Here is a 17,830-nt window from a genome sequence, read left to right as displayed (position 1 = left end):
GATGCAGAATCTGAAATTTGCCTTTTCATCTATCATGGCACATAAGATGCGCTCTTTTCTTACTATGATTGGGATTATCATTGGTGTTTCATCAGTTGTTGTGATTATGGCTCTGGGGGATTCCATGTCTCGTCAGGTCAATAAAAACATGACCAAGTCACAGAAGAATATTCATGTCTTTTTCTCGCCTATTAAAAGTAAAGACGGTTCTTTTACCCAAAAACAATCGGCTTTGACAGTTTCTGGGAAAGAAGAGGAAGTTCCTGTTGAACCACCAAAACCACAAGAGTCTTGGGTCAGGGAGGCGGCTAAACTGAAGGGGGTAGATAGTTACTATGTAACCAACTCAACGAATACCACCTTATCTTATAAAGATAAAAAAGTGGAGCGCGCTAGCTTGACGGGTGGGAATATTACCTATATGAAGGCGGTTGAAAATGAAATTGTTGCAGGCCGAAGTCTTATAGCTCAGGATTATAAAGATGTGGCCAGTGTCATTTTACTAGACCAAGAACTTGCTAATAGTCTGTTTGGATCTGCTCAAGAAGCTGTTAACCAGGTTATAGATGTTGGTGGCTTTAGCTATCGTGTCATTGGTGTCTATACCAGCGATGAGGCCAAGACTGCCAAGACTTTTGGTATTGGTGGACTTCCGATTACGACTAATATTTCTCTTGCCAACAACTTCAATATGGATGAGATTTCTGATATTGTCTTCCGGGTTAATGATACCAGTTTGACACCAACTGTGGGACCAGAATTAGCTAGAAAATTGACCGAAATTGCTGGTATTCAGCAAGGGGAGTATCAGGTGGCAGATGCGACTGCAGCCTTCCAAGAAGTACAACAATTGTTCGGCTTTATAACTACGATTATTAGTGCCATTGCAGGAATTTCCCTTTTTGTTGGGGGGACTGGTGTTATGAACATCATGCTGGTTTCGGTGACAGAGCGTACTCGTGAGATTGGTCTCCGTAAGGCTTTGGGTGCGACACGTGCCAATATTTTAATTCAGTTTTTGATTGAATCCATGATTTTGACCTTGCTTGGTGGAGTTATTGGTCTAACCATTGCGACAGGCTTAACAGCTATAGCTGGTCTACTTTTGCAAGGATTGATAGCGGGTATAGAAGTGGGAGTATCAATCCCAGTTGCCCTATTTAGTCTTGCAGTTTCGGCTAGCGTGGGTATGATTTTTGGAGTTTTGCCAGCCAACAAGGCATCGAAACTTGATCCAATTGAAGCCCTTCGTTATGAATAGAATAAACAAGATGGACACTCGTCTATCTTGTTTTTGTATGGATTTCCCTATCGAAAATCATTAAAAATGTGATATAATGAAGTGTTAGAAAAACAGGTTTCATTTGCCTGGAAAGGAAAAATTATGTCTGAAAAGAATTTTTATATTACAACGCCGATTTACTATCCATCTGGTAAACTTCATATCGGTTCTGCCTACACAACCATCGCTTGTGATGTCCTAGCACGTTATAAACGCCTTATGGGTTACGATGTCTTTTATTTGACAGGTCTTGACGAGCATGGTCAGAAAATCCAGCAGAAAGCAGAAGAAGCTGGCATTACACCTCAAGCTTATGTTGATGGGATGGCAGTTGGAGTCAAAGAACTCTGGCAATTACTAGATATCTCATACGATAAATTTATCCGTACAACTGATGACTACCATGAAAAAGTTGTCGCACAAGTCTTTGAACGCTTGCTGGCTCAAGATGACATCTATTTAGGTGAATACTCTGGCTGGTATTCAGTATCAGATGAGGAATTCTTTACAGAAAGCCAGCTTGCAGAAGTATTCCGTGACGAAGCTGGAAATGTGACTGGTGGTATCGCTCCATCAGGTCACGAAGTGGAATGGGTATCTGAAGAGTCTTATTTCCTTCGTCTTAGCAAGTACCAAGATCGTCTAGTAGAATTTTTCAAAGCTCATCCTGAATTTATCACTCCAGATGGTCGTCTGAATGAAATGCTTCGCAACTTTATCGAGCCAGGTTTAGAGGATTTGGCAGTTTCTCGCACAACCTTTACATGGGGTGTTCCGGTACCATCTAATCCTAAACACGTTGTCTACGTTTGGTTTGATGCTCTGCTCAACTATGTGACAGCTCTTGGCTACGATCAAGACGAACACGCTAACTTTGACAAGTTCTGGAACGGAACAGTCTTCCACATGGTTGGAAAAGACATCCTTCGTTTTCACTCAATCTACTGGCCAATCCTTCTTATGATGTTGGATATCAAATTGCCAGAACGTTTGATTGGTCATGGTTGGTTTGTCATGAAAGACGGAAAGATGTCTAAATCTAAAGGGAATGTTGTCTATCCTGAAATGTTGATAGAGCGTTTTGGACTAGATCCACTTCGTTACTACCTCATGCGTAGCCTTCCAGTTGGTTCAGACGGAACCTTTACTCCTGAAGACTACGTTGGCCGTATTAACTATGAATTAGCCAATGACCTTGGAAACCTCCTCAACCGTACGGTTTCCATGATTAACAAGTATTTTGATGGACAAATTCCTGCCTATGTAGAAGGTGTGACAGAGTTTGATAATGCTCTTGCTCAGGTCGCAGAACAATCAATCGCTGACTACCATACCCATATGGAAGCAGTCGACTACCCACGAGCACTTGAAGCAGTCTGGACTCTTATCTCTCGTACTAACAAATACATCGACGAGACAGCTCCATGGGTCTTGGCTAAGGATGAAGCACTTCGTGATCAATTGGCAAGTGTTATGAGTCACTTGGCAGCCAGCCTTCGTGTCGTAGCTCACTTGATTGAGCCATTTATGATGGAAACCAGTCGTGCAGTCTTGACTCAACTGGGTCTAGCAGAAGTTTCTAGCCTTGAAAATTTGAGCTTGGCTGATTTTCCTGCAGGTGTAACTGTAGTTGCTAAGGGAACACCAATCTTCCCACGTCTGGATATGGAAGAAGAAATCGCCTATATCAAGGAACAAATGGAAGGCAATAAGCCAGCTGTTGAAAAAGAATGGAATCCAGACGAAGTCGAACTCAAACTAAACAAGGAAGAAATCAAGTTTGAAGACTTTGACAAGGTTGAAATCCGTGTCGCAGAAGTCAAAGAAGTTTCTAAAGTAGAAGGTTCTGATAAATTGCTTCAATTCCGCTTGGATGCTGGTGATGGTCAAGATCGTCAAATCCTCTCAGGAATTGCCAAATACTATCCAAATGAACAAGAATTGGTCGGCAAGAAAGTTCAAATCGTTGCCAATCTCAAACCACGTAAAATGATGAAGAAATATGTCAGCCAAGGGATGATCCTATCAGCTGAACATGATGGAAAATTAACTCTTCTCACAGTTGATCCAGCTGTACCGAATGGAAGTGTGATTGGGTAAAAATAGACAGGACTAGTTCATGCTAGTTCTGTTTTTTTCTTTAACTATTATGCTTTACAAACTAGTGTGAAAGTGGTATATTATAGATGAAGCTACTAGTAGGTATTACAGAATAGATTAGAAGGGAGAAGGAATGAAGGAAACTCAACTATTAAAAGGTGTTCTTGAAGGTTGTGTCTTGGATATGATTGGTCAAAAAGAGCGGTATGGTTATGAGTTGGTTCAGACTTTGCGAGAGGCTGGATTTGATACTATCGTTCCAGGAACTATTTATCCTTTGTTGCAAAAGTTAGAAAAAAATCAATGGATAAGAGGCGATATGCGCCCATCGCCAGATGGTCCAGATCGAAAGTATTTTTCGTTAACTAAAGAAGGAGAAGAGCGTGTCTCAGTCTTTTGGCAACAATGGGACGATTTGAGTCAAAAAGTAGAAGGGATTAAGAATGGGGGTTAAACCATGAAGAAAATGAAGTATTACGAAGAAACAAGCGCTTTGTTGCATCAGTTTTCTGAGGAGAATCAGCAGTATTTTGAGGAACTGTGGGATAGTTTTAATCTTGCTGGATTTCTCTATGATGAGGACTATCTCAGAGAGCAGATTTATTTGATGATGTTAGATTTCTCAGAAGCAGAACGAGATGGCATGAGTGCAGAGGATTATTTAGGTAAGAATCCTAAAAAAATAATGAAAGAGATTCTCAAGGAAGCACCACGCAGTTCTATCAAGGAGTCCCTTTTGACACCAATTTTTGTCCTAGCGATATTACGTTACTATCATCTACTGGGTGATTTTTCTAAAGGTCCTCTCTTAACAGTCAATTTGCTTACTTTTTTAGGGCAACTTCTTCTTTTTCTGATTGGATTTGCTCTTGTGGCCACAATCTTACGTTGGGGCTTAGTCCAAGATTCTCCTAAAATGAAAATTGGCACCTATATTGTCGTTGGGATTCTTGTTCTGCTAGTTGTTCTGGGATATGTAGGAATAGGAAGTTTTGTACAAGAAGGAGCATTTTATCTTCCTGCTCCCTGGGATAGTTTGTCTGTCTTTACGATTTCCCTAGTCATCAGTATTTGGAATTGGAAAGAACCGATTTTTCGTCCCTTTGTTAGTATGATTATTGCCCATCTTGTGGTAGGTTCTCTGCTTCGTTACTATGAGTGGATGGGAATTTCAAATGTTTTCCTTACAAAATTCATTCCTTTAGCTGTTCTTTTTATTGGCATTTTTCTCTTGTTCCGTGGGTTTAAGAAGATAACATGGAGTGAAATATAGTCAAAAAGCCGTTGCAAAGCGGTTTTTTGTTATAATGAAGGGAAGAATGTTAGAAATTAAAGGAGAAAAATTTGATGAGATACATAACTCTTGGTCAAGATTACAAAGAATTATCAGAAATTGTTCTTGGAATGATGAGAATAGAAGATAAGTCTGTAAAAGAAGTTGAAGAGCTTGTAGAAACAGCACTTTCTGTTGGAATCAATGCTTTCGACTTGGCTGATATATATGGTCGTGGTCGTTGTGAAGAACTGTTAGGTCTTGTCCTAAAAAATCGTCCAGATTTAAGAGAAGAGATGTGGATTCAGTCAAAATGTGGCATTCGCATTGAAGAATTTACCTATTTTGATTTTTCTAAGGACTATATTATAAAATCAGTTGACGGAATTTTGCAAAGATTGAAGATTGATCATCTAGATAGCTTGCTTCTTCATCGACCAGATGCTTTGATGGAATCTGACCAAGTAGCAGAAGCCTTTGATCTCCTTTATAAACAAGGTAAGGTTCGAAATTTTGGAGTTTCTAATCAAAATCCTATGATGATGGAGTTACTTAAAAAAGATGTCAAGCAGCCGTTAGCTGTTAATCAGCTACAATTGAGTGCTGCTTTTACTCCAGGATTCGAATCAGGTTTTCATGTTAATATGGAAGATAGTCAAGCAGCTATGCGAGATGGCAGCATTTTTGAATATTGCCAATTACACGATGTGGTCATTCAAGCATGGTCTGTCTTACAATTCGGGTATTTTAAAGGGAATTTTGTTGGAAATGAGAAATTTCAAGCTTTAAATCAAGTACTTGAGCGTTTAGCTATTAAATATGGAGTAACCTCTTCAACTATTGCCGTTTCTTGGATATTGCGTTATCCAGCAAAAATGCAGGCAGTTGTAGGTACCACAAATCCTAAGCACTTGAGAGAAGTTAGCCAAGCGGCAAACTTTAGCTTAACAAGAAAAGAATGGTATGAAATTTATCTTGCTGCAGGGAATAATTTGCCGTAAATAGAAGCAGATGTAAATAAATCACATTCAAAAAGCCGTTTCAAAGCGGTTTTTTTGTTATAATGAAGGGGAGGATTATTGATATTAAAGGAGAAAAACATGACATTTGAAGAAATTCTACCTGGGTTAAAGGATAAGAAAAAATATGTACGAACTGGTTGGGGAGGTGCTGAAAACTATGTCCAACTTTTTGACACCATTGAACAAAACGGGGTTGCACTTGAAGTGACACCCTATTTCCTAATCAACGTGTCTGGAGAAGGAGAAGGTTTTTCCATGTGGAGTCCGACACCTTGTGATGTTTTGGCGACGGATTGGGTAGAAGTGCATGACTAGACGTGTATTGATTACGGGAGTGAGTTCAGGGATCGGCCTAGCTCAAGCTCGACTTTTTTTAGAGAAGGACTATCAAGTTTATGGAGTTGACCAAGGTGAAAATCCACTCTTAGAGGGTGATTTTCACTTTTTACAGAGAGATTTGACCTTGGACTTGGAGCCAATTTTTGACTGGTGTCCTCAGGTAGATATTTTGTGCAATACTGCTGGAGTGTTGGATGCTTATAAACCCCTATTGGAACAATCAGCGCAGGAAATTCATGAGATTTTTGAAATCAACTACGTGACTCCTGTTGAGTTGACTCGGCATTATTTGACACAAATGCTGGAGAATAAAAAGGGGATCATCATCAATATGTGTTCTATCGCTTCTAGCCTAGCAGGCGGTGGTGGTCATGCCTATACTTCTTCGAAGCACGCCTTGGCTGGATTTACCAAGCAGTTGGCTCTAGACTATGCTGGAGCTGGGATTCAGATCTTTGGTATCGCTCCAGGAGCAGTCAAGACAGCTATGACCGCTGCCGACTTTGAACCAGGTGGCTTGGCTGACTGGGTGTCGAGTGAAACACCAATCAAGCGTTGGATTAAGCCAGAGGAAATAGCAGAGATTAGCCTTTTCTTAGCAAGTGGAAAAGCAAGCGCCATGCAGGGACAAATCCTGATGATTGATGGTGGCTGGAGCTTGAAGTAGCAGAGTTGCTATTTTGTAAATATGTGGAGGTGCGCCATGAAAAGAGATGAGTTTGGATTTGTCTTGCCCAATCTTTACTATCAGTTTTTAACAGAGTGGGAAGAGATTGACCCCTATGAAATTGGAGATACTGGTATCTGTTTGTATGCCAAAGAGGATCTAAAAGAGCGTAATGAAACTTATCAGATTGAGGAAGTAGAACCAGATTACTTTATGATTGGACAGGAAGGAGATTTGGCCTACTTTATCAAGAAAAATGCAGATGATTGCATTTATGAAAATGACTTAGGTGCTTTAGGATCCTTAGAAATGCAAAAAATTGCTGCAAATGTCTATGACTTTATTGATAAGAGTTTAGAGGAAGAGTTGTAAAACTGGTAGGGAGAAATCATGTTTAGAGTGCTAGATGCAGATTCACCGATTTCAAAAGAAGATTTTTTACAATTTGAGGAGATTCTTGGGAAGAAATTGCCAAAAACTATGTTGGACTTTTATCTCAAGCACAACGGTGGTCAACCCCAAGTAAGGGGTGTACACGATGATCGTCATCTCTTTCCTTTCAATTCCTTTGATTCACTTGATGAGATGAGGAAGTCTCTTACCTGGTTTGACGATGAGGCTATACCTGAAGGATTTAAGGCAACAGCCCTTCTTCATTTCGCCTATGATCCTGGATCTGGCAACTATGCTCTTTCACTAAGGGAAGAGGACTTTGGAAAGGTTTACTTCTAAGTTTTGGAAGAAAAATATGATTCTCTATGGTCTTAAATCTCAAATCGGAACTGTCTACCGAAACAGTGATAGGACAACAAGCTTTTATGATGTTGGGAATTTTCTATACCTAGCAGGGGAGTTGGATTCCAGATTTTGGGAAGATTTTGTTAGGAAATATGGTTTAGATTATAAGATTATTATTTCAGAAAATACCAATTGGCAAGATTTTCTGCATCGGAAAGTGGAGCTAAATTCTTTTACTCGCTATTCTTTTAAAGATAAGGCAAATTTTCAAGTTGAATTTTTAAATAATCTAGTTACTCATTTAGAGGAAGGTTGCAATATTGTGCCTATTGATAATCATATTTATAACTGCTTTTCTGAGGAAGAATGGTCACAAGATTTACAGGGGGATTTTGAGTCCTATCAGGATTTTGTTTTAAAAGGTGGATTTGGCTTTGTGATTCTTAAAAATAATGAACTGATTGCTGGGATTTCCTCAGGGTTAGTTTACCGTGGAGCAGTTGAAGTGGAAGTTGCAACTAGACCAAACGAACAAGGAAATGGATTTGCTAAAAAGCTTGGTGCTGCAATGATTCTAGAGAGTTTAAATAGAGATATGTTTCCACTTTGGGATGCTCATAACGAGGCTTCAAAAAAAGTAGCAGAATTTTTAGGATATGAGTTAGTTGAACCTTATGAAGCTTTTGAACTAGAGGAAAGTTTCATGTAGTGATATCTGATATTGTATCTTTTAAGACGAGGTGAATGGACATGAAAAACCAACTTGCTCTTAGTGGCGAAAAACTTGATGAAAAAGTTTACCCACAACTATTTCATCATGTTGGCATGATTCGTGGGGAATATTTGTTGAGAGAGCTTAATCAAAACATCATATTAGCAAGTTGTCAGCAATTTGTAAAAGATTATCTAGAGACTATCTGCTCCCTGTACTCAGATGAAGAAGTTTGGTATCGTTTTTCTGAATTAACGAATACAGAAGCTAATTGTCTAAAGGGGACTAAAGAGTATTTTGATGAAAATCATCCCTTATTTGGATATAGAGGAACTAGGCGTTTACTGGCGTGTCCGGATGAATTTCAGGCTGAAGCACATGTCGTTACAGAAGTTTATCAAACCAATCCCAATCTGTCTCTTATTTTTCCTTTTGTCAATGATGCCAACCAGTTAAAACAAGCTATTACAGTGTTGCGTCAGTATGGTTTTACTGGGAAAGTCGGCACGATGATTGAATTACCATCAGCGTATTTTGACTTAGACAGCATACTGGAAACGGGTATTTCAAAGATTGTAGTTGGAATGAATGATTTGACTTCTTTTGTTTTTGCCACTGTGAGAAACAGTCAATGGCATGATATGGAAAGTCCAATTATGTTAGATATGCTAAGAGATATGCAGGATAAAGCAAGGATGAAAAAGATTGACTTTGCTGTAGCAGGTTATATGAATGATTCTTTCATACAAAAAATGAATCAGTTGGGTATCAAGTGCATTATCCACTATAGTTCTATTCCAGAGATTTTTAATTTAGAGATTGACCATCCAGATCATCTTAAACACATAAAAGAAGAAAGTAAAAAATTACAAAGGAGCACCCATGACACCGCAAGAAATGTGGAATGCATATAAGAAAATTACCCCCTCTATAGGAGATGAAATCGATGCTTGGGCTTTTGGAGTGGAAGCCGATCTCTTGGCAGATTTGGTTTTAAAAGGTGAAAAGATGGCAACTGCATCAGCTTACGACCTCTACGCACTAGAAGGTGAATCTCTTCCTCAAGAAGGGAGATTTGATGTCATTTTAGACAGTCAAAATCAGGCTGTCTGTATTGTCAAAATTACAAAGGTTTCTGTCCAGCCCTTCAATCAAGTTTCTGCTCAACATGCCTTTAAGGAAGGGGAAGGTGACAAATCCCTAGCCTATTGGCGTCAGGTTCATGAGGATTGTTTCGCCGAGTGGCTGAGAGAAGCAGGACTGACTTTTACACCTGAAAGCAAGGTTGTTTTAGAAGAATTTCGCAAGGTCTACCCACTGTAGACTATTAGAAGGAAGAAAGTTTTGGAAATCGCCGCCCAATCCTTTTTTCTTAAGCAAAACATGATATAATAAGTTTGTTTGAAGAAGAGCTCTAGCTCTTAAACTTAGAATAGGAGAAAACTATGCAAGCAGTTGAACATTTTATTAAGCAATTTGTTCCTGAACATTATGATTTATTTTTAGAATTGAGTCGTGAGACCAAGACTTTTTCAGGGAAGGTGACTATTAGTGGTCAAGCACAGAGTGACCGCATTTCCCTTCATCAAAAAGACTTGGAAATCGCTTCTGTAGAAATTTCAGATCAAGCTCGCCCATTCACAGTCGATCATGACAATGAAGCCCTTCATATTGAACTTGCGGAAGCAGGTCAAGTTGAAGTGGTTATCGCTTTCTCAGGAAAAATTACAGATAACATGACAGGAATTTACCCTTCTTATTACACAGTTGATGGAGTGAAGAAGGAAGTATTGTCTACTCAATTTGAGAGCCATTTTGCGCGCGAAGCCTTCCCATGTGTGGATGAGCCTGAAGCCAAGGCAACTTTTGATCTCTCTCTACGTTTTGACCAAGCAGAAGGTGAAGTGGCCTTGTCTAACATGCCTGAGATTGATGTGGAAAACCGCAAGGAAACAGGTATCTGGAAGTTTGAAACAACACCTCGCATGTCTTCTTACTTGTTAGCCTTTGTTGCGGGTGATTTGCAAGGTGTGACGGCTAAAACTAAAAACGGTACCCTTGTAGGTGTCTACTCAACCAAAGCTCACCCATTATCTAACCTTGATTTCTCACTGGACATCGCCGTTCGCTCCATCGAGTTTTACGAAGATTACTACGGAGTCAAATACCCAATCCCTCAATCTCTCCATATCGCCCTTCCTGACTTCTCAGCAGGTGCTATGGAAAACTGGGGTCTTGTGACCTACCGTGAAGTTTGCTTGGTTGTAGATGAGAACTCAACTTTTGCTAGTCGCCAACAAGTTGCCCTTGTTGTGGCACATGAATTGGCTCACCAATGGTTTGGCAATCTCGTTACTATGAAATGGTGGGATGACCTTTGGCTCAATGAAAGCTTTGCTAACATGATGGAATATGTCTGTGTGGATGCCATTGAGCCAAGCTGGAATATTTTTGAAGATTTCCAAACAGGTGGAGTGCCTCACGCTCTTGAACGCGATGCGACTGATGGAGTTCAGTCAGTTCACGTCGAAGTCAAACACCCAGATGAAATCAATACACTCTTTGACGGAGCTATCGTCTATGCCAAAGGAAGTCGCCTCATGCACATGCTTCGTCGTTGGCTGGGTGATGCCGATTTTGCCAAAGGTTTGCATGCCTACTTTGAAAAACATCAGTACAGCAATACAATTGGTCGTGATCTTTGGGATGCCCTTGGTCAAGCGTCTGGACGTGATGTCGCAGCCTTTATGGATTCTTGGTTGGAACAACCTGGTTACCCAGTTCTCACTGTCAAAGTTGAACATGATGTCTTGAAGATTTCACAAAAACAATTCTTCATCGGCGAGCACGAAGACAAGAACCGTCTCTGGGTTGTGCCACTAAACAGCAACTGGAAAGGTTTGCCTGATACACTCGAAACTGAAAGCATCGAAATCCCTGGCTACGCAGCCCTTCTTGCTGAAAATGATGGAGCTCTTCGTCTCAACACTGAAAATACAGCTCACTACATTACAGACTATCAAGGAGACTTGCTAGATGCTATTCTTGCTGACCTAGTTGAGCTTGATAATACAAGTAAACTGCAAATCGTCCAAGAACGTCGCTTGCTTGCTGAAGCAGGGCACATTTCTTATGCAGACTTGCTTCCAGTCCTTGATAAACTTGCTAAAGAAGAATCTTACCTTGTCGTTTCAGCTGTCTCTCAAGTAATTTCTGCCCTTGAGCGCTTTATCGATGAAGGAACAGAAGCTGAAAGAGCCTTCAAAGCCTTGGTTGCTAAATTGGCTCGTCACAACTATAACCGTCTTGGTTTTGAAGCTAAAGACGGAGAATCAGATGAGGATGAATTGGTTCGTCAGTTGGCTGTTTCTATGATGATTCGCTCAAATGATGCAGAAGCTAGTCAAGTCGCTAGCCAAATCTTCGCGGCTCACAAGGAGAATCTTGCAGGACTTCCAGCAGCTATTCGCTCACAAGTTCTGATCAATGAGATGAAACATCATGAGACTAAAGACTTGTTAGCACTTTATCTTGATACTTATACTCATGCAACAGATGCTGTCTTTAAACGTCAGTTGGCAGCTGCTCTTGCCTATAGTAAAGATGCGGACAATATCCAAACTTTGATTGCTGCTTGGAAGGACAAATTTGTGGTGAAACCACAGGACTTGTCTGCTTGGTATTACCAATTCCTAGCTCACCAAGCAACTCAGGAAACAGCTTGGTCTTGGGCGCGTGAAAACTGGGCTTGGATTAAGGCAGCCCTTGGAGGAGATATGAGCTTTGATAGCTTTGTTATCCTTCCTGCACACGTATTTAAGACTCAGAAACGCTTGGCAGAGTACAAGGAATTCTTTGAACCGCAACTTTCTGACCTTGCTCTTAGCCGTAACATCGGTATGGGAATCAAAGAAATTGCAGCGCGTGTTGACTTGATTAACCGTGAAAAAGCTGCAGTGGAAGCAGTTGTTCTTCAATACGGAACTAACTAATCAAGACTAAATAAAAGAAAACTCAGCTATCTCATGTAAAATGCAGAGAGTTGAGTTTTTTTTAAGGCAAATTTGGTATAATGGTTTTAATAAGGAGGAGTTTCTCATGATAAAAATCTTATTAGTTGAGGATGACCTAGGCCTGTCAAATTCAGTATTTGACTTCTTAGACGATTTTGCGGATGTCATGCAGGTATTTGATGGAGAAGAAGGTCTCTACGAAGCTGAGAGTGGTGTCTATGACTTGATTTTGCTGGATTTGATGTTGCCAGAAAAAAATGGTTTCCAAGTCTTGAAAGAATTGCGTGAAAAGGGAATTACGACTCCAGTTCTGATCATGACTGCCAAGGAAAGTTTGGATGACAAGGGACATGGATTTGAATTGGGAGCAGATGATTATCTGACCAAACCTTTCTACCTAGAAGAACTCAAAATGCGGATTCAGGCTCTTCTTAAACGTTCAGGTAAGTTTAATGAAAACACCTTGACTTATGGAAATATTGTGGTTAATCTGTCTACAAATACCGTTAAAGTCGAAGATACTCCTGTCGAATTGCTGGGGAAAGAGTTTGATTTACTAGTTTATTTCCTTCAAAATCAAAATGTTATTTTGCCGAAGACTCAGATTTTTGATCGTCTATGGGGATTTGATAGTGATACAACGATTTCGGTTGTTGAAGTCTATGTTTCAAAAGTCCGTAAGAAATTAAAAGGAACCACTTTTGCAGAGAATTTGCAAACCTTGCGTAGTGTTGGGTATATTTTAAAAGATGTTCAGTAAACTAAAAAAAACATGGTATGCAGATGACTTTAGTTACTTTATCCGCAACTTCGGTGTCTTTACCCTGATTTTCTCTACCATGACTCTGATTATTTTGCAGGTCATGCATTCGAGTCTTTATACTTCGGTGGATGATACGCTTCATGGCTTGAGTAAGAATCCTCAGGCAGTTATTCAGCTTGCGGTAAATAGGGCAACAGAAGAGATTAAAGATTTAGAGAATGCCGCTACAGATGCTAGCAAGACTGAGATAAAACCCAATGTCAGTTCCAATACGGAGGTTATTCTTTTTGATAAGAATTTTACCCAGCTCCTTTCTGGAAATCGATTTTTGGGCTTGGATAAGATTAAGTTAGAGAAGAAAGAGCTAGGCCATATCTATCAGATTCAGGTTTTTAATAGCTATGGACAAGAAGAAATCTATCGCATGATTTTGATGGAAACGAATATCAGTTCGGTTTCAACCAATATCAAGTATGCAGCTGTCTTGATTAATACCAGTCAGTTGGAGCAAGCCAGTCAAAAGCACGAGCAATTGATTGTGGTCGTGATGGCTAGTTTCTGGATTTTGTCTTTGCTTGCCAGTCTCTATCTAGCTAGAGTCAGTGTTCGTCCTCTGCTTGAGAGCATGCAGAAGCAGCAGTCCTTTGTGGAAAATGCCAGTCATGAGTTACGAACTCCACTTGCTGTTTTGCAAAATCGTTTAGAGACCCTTTTCCGTAAGCCAGAAGCTACCATTATGGATGTGAGTGAAAGCATTGCATCGAGTTTGGAAGAAGTCCGAAATATGCGGTTTTTGACGACAAACTTGCTGAACTTAGCTCGACGAGATGATGGAATTAAGCCAGAACTTGCAGAAGTTCCAACTAGTTTTTTCAATACGACTTTCACAAACTATGAGATGATTGCTTCGGAAAATGACCGTGTCTTCCGTTTTGAAAATCGCATCCATCGAACGATTGTCACAGATCAGCTTCTCTTGAAACAATTGATGACCATCCTGTTTGATAATGCTATCAAATATACTGAGGAGGATGGTGAAATTGATTTTATGATTTCAGCGACTGATCGTAATCTGTATTTGCTAGTTTCCGATAATGGAGTCGGTATTTCAGCAGAAGATAAGAAGAAAATTTTTGATCGTTTTTATCGAGTGGATAAAGCTAGAACCCGTCAAAAAGGTGGTTTTGGTTTAGGATTATCCCTAGCTAAGCAAATTGTAGATGCCCTAAAAGGAACCATTACTGTCAAAGATAATAAACCAAAGGGAACAATCTTTGAAGTGAAAATTGCCATCCACACACCATCTAAAAAGAAAAAATAAAAATATCGCTCCAGATGGGGCGATATTTTGGATTTATCTTCTACGTTTTCGTTTGATAATAGACCTTTGAACTTTTAAAACAAGTAAACTGGATCCGATTGCTGCAGCAAATGCAAGAGCAGTTGATAATTTTAATGCTAAAAAGATAAAACTAAAGATAGCAATACAGATACAAAAAACAGCGATATTAACAAAAAATAGGATTTCCTTGAGATTGGCATCAGATTGCGCTTCAGGTGTATAATCTTGATATCGAGGAACCTGTTGGTTTAATTCTTCTTGATAGTCTACCTCATAGGACTGTAATTTTCTTACGGGCATTATTCTCTCCTTAATAATACATACCTATTTTATCATTTTTTCAGCAGAGAATTATTACAGAAAGATTACAATAAGAATAAAGTCCCTTTTCAAAATCACTTTTCTTGACACCATAATGTGAAAATGATAGGATGGATAGACACTCAATACTTATTAATATTCATAATTGATTATATTCCTAAGAAAATAGAGCTACCAATTGATTCTTTTTTACGAAAATTTCTTTCCTTATTTTCTTGATTTTATTTAATTTGATTAGTGAGATTTGTTTTGAATACAGAGACAGATTTTCTGTCTCCTATTTTTATAGTAGTGGGGTGTCTAATCGATACCTCTTGAAAAGTTAAAGGAGATAAGCATGTATCTTGCTATCAAAGAAATATTACAAAACAAACTTCGATATAGTTTGATTTTAACTACCATTTTTCTTATCGCTTTCATGGTCTTTTTTATGACCAGCTTAGCTCTTGGTCTTGTGCGAAACAATCGAGCCGCTATTGATAATTGGCAAGCGACGGGTGTGGTTTTATCTGACTACGCAAATGATAATTTGACGGCATCTTTTATTCCTGAAAAGGACTATAAGGATAAGAGTTCTAAAGAGGCAGCTCCACTGGGCTATATGTTTGCTGTGACAAATCTAGTCGATGATAGCGAAAAGGTCAATGTTTCCATCTTTGCTCAAGAATGGGACGAATTTATCTCTCCTAGTTTGACGAAGGGCCGTTATCCTGAAGGGGATGACGAAGTGGTCGTTGATCAGTCCTTTGAGAATTATGGAATCAAGCTAGGTGATGCCATTCAGCTCAATGGAAGCGAAGTAAGTTACAAGATTGTAGGGCTGACTCAAGGAAATAAATTTTTTACTGAGCCTGTTGTGTTTACGAGTTTGACAACTTATTGGACCTTACAAGGAACTTTAAAATCTAATAAATCGATCTCTGCCTTGGTATTGAAAAATGATATAGAATTGGCTGGCGATGGATTGAAACAGATTTCTATTCCAAAAATGATATCGAAAATTCCTGGTTACACACCTCAGGTTAATGTATTTTCAGGGATGATTATTGCTATGATTGTCATCACAGGCTTGATTGTGGGTATATTTGTTTATATCATTACCATCCAAAAACTAGGACTTTATGGAATAATGCGGGCTCAGGGAATACAGATCAAAACCATTGTATGGTCTCTTTTCTGTCAAATCTTCCTCCTAGCTGGTATGGGGATCGCTTTAGCCTTGCTTGCTATTGGAGGAGTGATTTTAGTCTTGCCAGCTACCTTCTTTTTCTACCCAAGTTGGTTAGCCTATTCTGTCCTAAGCTTGGTGATTTGTTTGATGGCCATGCTAGGTGGTGTCATTTCACTTCCACGCTTGCTAAAGGTGGACCCGATTACTGCTATTGCAGAATGATAAGGAGAATAGTATGACAGCATTGATTGAAATGACTCAAGTGACAAAAACGTACGGGGAAGGAAAGATGAAAGTCGTAGCTCTGCATGAGACGAATTTTCAGCTAAATACGGGAGAGTTCGTGGCTATCGTTGGGCCTTCAGGTTCTGGAAAGACGACTTTTCTAACGACTCTAGGACAACTTCAGGAAGCATCGAGTGGAAAAAATTTTAGTTAAGGGGAAGGAAACAGGCAGTTTGACGGAAAAGGAGAAAACAGACCTCCGTTTTAGAGAGTTTGGCTTTATTCTTCAGGCTTCAAACTTAATTCCATTTCTAACGGTCAAGGAACAGCTGGATTTGATTGACAGACTAGATAAGGGAAAAAATAGTAAAAGTGATCGAAAAGAGTTACTTGACTTGTTGGATTTGGAAAAGGTACAAGATCAGTATCCCAAGGCTTTATCAGGTGGCGAACGTCAACGGGCCGCAATTGCTAGAGCGCTTTATAACAATCCAAGTATCGTGCTTGCAGATGAGCCAACAGCAAGTTTAGATACCCAGCGTGCCTACCAAGTAACGGAAATGTTGGCTGCCATTGCCCACGAACAAGGTAGAGGAGTTGTCATGATTACGCACGATACTCGTCTTCTAGATAAGGTGGACCGTGTTTATGTGATGAACGATGGACACCTAGTTGAAGAAACATATAAATAATAAATAGAGTGGACGGTGCTGGCTACCGTTCACTTTTTGATTGCAAACCTTAAAAAATGACTTTGCCTTTTTAGAAAATTCCTAGTATTCATAGCTGATTTTTGAGAAATATGGTATAATTTTTCTTATGGAAAAGATTATCATTACAGCAACTGCTGAAAGTATTGAACAAGTTAAACAACTGCTCGAAGCTGGCGTAGATCGTATCTATGTCGGTGAGAAAGATTTTGGCCTTCGTCTGCCAACAACCTTTAGTCATGACCAATTGCGTGAAATTGCTAAGTTGGTTCATGAAGCAGGTAAGGAATTGATCGTTGCAGTCAATGCACTCATGCACCAAGATATGATGGATCGTATCAAGCCTTTCTTAGACTTTTTGGAAGAAATTAAGACAGACTACATTACGATTGGGGATGCAGGTGTCTTTTACGTAGTCAACCGCGATGGTTATTCCTTTAAGACTATCTACGATGCCTCAACCATGGTGACAAGCAGTCGTCAGATCAACTTCTGGGGACAAAAGGCTGGCGCATCTGAGGCTGTTTTGGCGCGTGAAATTCCATCAGCTGAACTTTTCAAAATGCCAGAGATTTTGGAAATTCCTGCTGAAGTTTTGGTTTACGGAGCTAGTGTCATCCATCATTCTAAGCGTCCGCTCTTGCAAAACTACTATAACTTCACGCATATCGATGATGAAAAGACTCGCAAGCGTGACCTTTTCTTGGCAGAGCCAAGTGACCCTGAGAGCCATTATTCCATTTTTGAAGATAATCATGGTACCCACATTTTTGCCAACAATGACCTTGATTTGATGACCAAATTGACAGAATTGGTGGAGCATGGTTTCACTCACTGGAAACTAGAAGGGCTCTACACTCCAGGTCAGAACTTTATTGAGATTGCAAAACTCTTTATCCAAGCGCGTAGCTTGATCCAAGAGGGCAACTTTAGCCATGACCAAGCTTTCTTGCTGGATGAGGAAGTACGCAAGTTACACCCTAAAAACCGTTTCCTTGATACAGGATTCTATGATTACGATCCTGATATGGTTAAATAAAGTAAATGATTCGTTGAGAGAGGGAAGATGCAAACAGTTCTTCTCTCAATTTTTTCTTATTCTCCAATATTTTCAAAGAATTAATAGGCTAGGATGCTCTGTTTGCTGGGATT

The 17,830-nt window shown here is 39.7% G+C and carries 17 protein-coding genes and 2 pseudogenes; 18 read left to right on the top strand and 1 reads right to left on the bottom strand.

Going from position 1 to position 17,830, the window contains the following annotated elements:
• The first annotated feature begins 1 nt into the window (after position 1).
• The 15 genes and pseudogenes from ACLNCP_RS02005 to ciaH all read left to right on the top strand — a co-directional run bounded on the left by ACLNCP_RS02005 (position 2) and on the right by ciaH (position 14,230).
• On the top strand, positions 2-1,261 hold the full coding sequence (locus tag ACLNCP_RS02005) for an ABC transporter permease (RefSeq protein ID WP_125453000.1): 1,260 nt from the start codon (positions 2-4) through the stop codon (positions 1,259-1,261).
• Between the two features lie 123 nt (positions 1,262-1,384).
• Positions 1,385-3,382: a methionine--tRNA ligase gene (metG, locus tag ACLNCP_RS02000; protein ID WP_424843960.1), complete on the top strand. Its 1,998-nt coding sequence runs from the start codon at positions 1,385-1,387 to the stop codon at positions 3,380-3,382.
• A 133-nt stretch (positions 3,383-3,515) separates the two neighbouring features.
• Positions 3,516-3,836, top strand: coding sequence for a PadR family transcriptional regulator (locus tag ACLNCP_RS01995; RefSeq protein WP_000665422.1), 321 nt, complete (start codon positions 3,516-3,518; stop codon positions 3,834-3,836).
• A 3-nt stretch (positions 3,837-3,839) separates the two neighbouring features.
• Positions 3,840-4,655, top strand: coding sequence for a hypothetical protein (locus ACLNCP_RS01990; RefSeq protein WP_424843959.1), 816 nt, complete (start codon positions 3,840-3,842; stop codon positions 4,653-4,655).
• 74 nt (positions 4,656-4,729) lie between these two features.
• Complete coding sequence (locus ACLNCP_RS01985; protein ID WP_261030103.1) at positions 4,730-5,656, top strand: aldo/keto reductase family oxidoreductase; 927 nt, start codon at positions 4,730-4,732, stop codon at positions 5,654-5,656.
• Positions 5,657-5,755: 99 nt separating this feature from the next.
• Positions 5,756-5,992: a DUF2829 domain-containing protein gene (locus tag ACLNCP_RS01980; RefSeq protein ID WP_000141924.1), complete on the top strand. Its 237-nt coding sequence runs from the start codon at positions 5,756-5,758 to the stop codon at positions 5,990-5,992.
• Positions 5,985-6,683 carry a 3-oxoacyl-ACP reductase gene (locus tag ACLNCP_RS01975; protein WP_424843958.1) on the top strand — a complete coding sequence of 233 codons (699 nt, stop codon included), beginning with the start codon at positions 5,985-5,987 and terminating at the stop codon, positions 6,681-6,683. The genes ACLNCP_RS01980 and ACLNCP_RS01975 overlap by 8 nt, the downstream gene beginning before the upstream one ends.
• Positions 6,684-6,719: 36 nt before the next feature.
• Positions 6,720-7,055 (top strand): hypothetical protein, encoded by a 336-nt coding sequence (locus ACLNCP_RS01970; RefSeq protein WP_261011871.1) that lies wholly within the window; start codon positions 6,720-6,722, stop codon positions 7,053-7,055.
• Between the two features lie 18 nt (positions 7,056-7,073).
• A pseudogene (locus ACLNCP_RS01965) lies at positions 7,074-7,412 on the top strand (SMI1/KNR4 family protein); the annotation flags it as partial.
• Positions 7,396-8,130: a GNAT family N-acetyltransferase gene (locus ACLNCP_RS01960; RefSeq protein ID WP_261069917.1), complete on the top strand. Its 735-nt coding sequence runs from the start codon at positions 7,396-7,398 to the stop codon at positions 8,128-8,130. The pseudogene ACLNCP_RS01965 and the gene ACLNCP_RS01960, both read left to right, overlap by 17 nt.
• Positions 8,131-8,171: 41 nt before the next feature.
• Positions 8,172-9,047, top strand: a complete 876-nt coding sequence (locus ACLNCP_RS01955) for a putative PEP-binding protein (RefSeq protein WP_424843957.1) — start codon at positions 8,172-8,174, stop codon at positions 9,045-9,047.
• Complete coding sequence (locus ACLNCP_RS01950; RefSeq protein ID WP_424843956.1) at positions 9,016-9,456, top strand: ASCH domain-containing protein; 441 nt, start codon at positions 9,016-9,018, stop codon at positions 9,454-9,456. The genes ACLNCP_RS01955 and ACLNCP_RS01950 overlap by 32 nt, the downstream gene beginning before the upstream one ends.
• Before the next feature lie 122 nt (positions 9,457-9,578).
• The gene (locus ACLNCP_RS01945; RefSeq protein WP_424843955.1) at positions 9,579-12,125 is read left to right on the top strand and encodes a M1 family metallopeptidase; all 2,547 of its coding nucleotides are present in this window, start codon (positions 9,579-9,581) and stop codon (positions 12,123-12,125) included.
• A 106-nt stretch (positions 12,126-12,231) separates the two neighbouring features.
• Positions 12,232-12,906, top strand: a complete 675-nt coding sequence (ciaR, locus tag ACLNCP_RS01940; RefSeq protein ID WP_000590639.1) for a two-component system response regulator CiaR — start codon at positions 12,232-12,234, stop codon at positions 12,904-12,906.
• Complete coding sequence (ciaH, locus tag ACLNCP_RS01935) at positions 12,896-14,230, top strand: two-component system sensor histidine kinase CiaH (protein WP_424843954.1); 1,335 nt, start codon at positions 12,896-12,898, stop codon at positions 14,228-14,230. Before ciaR ends, ciaH begins: the two co-directional genes overlap by 11 nt.
• Before the next feature lie 33 nt (positions 14,231-14,263).
• Here the strand turns inward: ciaH and ACLNCP_RS01930 are convergent, their stop codons facing one another.
• Positions 14,264-14,551 (bottom strand): DUF3270 domain-containing protein, encoded by a 288-nt coding sequence (locus ACLNCP_RS01930; RefSeq protein ID WP_153223472.1) that lies wholly within the window; start codon positions 14,549-14,551, stop codon positions 14,264-14,266.
• Between the two features lie 358 nt (positions 14,552-14,909).
• On the opposite strand from ACLNCP_RS01930, the gene ACLNCP_RS01925 reads away from it, so the two are divergent.
• The 3 genes and pseudogenes from ACLNCP_RS01925 to ACLNCP_RS01915 all read left to right on the top strand — a co-directional run bounded on the left by ACLNCP_RS01925 (position 14,910) and on the right by ACLNCP_RS01915 (position 17,717).
• Positions 14,910-15,965 carry an ABC transporter permease gene (locus ACLNCP_RS01925; RefSeq protein ID WP_261028845.1) on the top strand — a complete coding sequence of 352 codons (1,056 nt, stop codon included), beginning with the start codon at positions 14,910-14,912 and terminating at the stop codon, positions 15,963-15,965.
• A 13-nt stretch (positions 15,966-15,978) separates the two neighbouring features.
• Positions 15,979-16,660: pseudogene (locus ACLNCP_RS01920) on the top strand (ABC transporter ATP-binding protein).
• A gap of 127 nt (positions 16,661-16,787) precedes the next feature.
• Positions 16,788-17,717 (top strand): peptidase U32 family protein, encoded by a 930-nt coding sequence (locus tag ACLNCP_RS01915; RefSeq protein ID WP_424843953.1) that lies wholly within the window; start codon positions 16,788-16,790, stop codon positions 17,715-17,717.
• Positions 17,718-17,830 lie beyond the last annotated feature (113 nt).

Origin of the sequence: Streptococcus sp. CL6.35 (assembly GCF_049737915.1) — a bacterium.
Classification (GTDB): Bacteria; Bacillota; Bacilli; order Lactobacillales; family Streptococcaceae; genus Streptococcus.
This window is presented reverse-complemented; position numbering and strand designations above follow the sequence as displayed.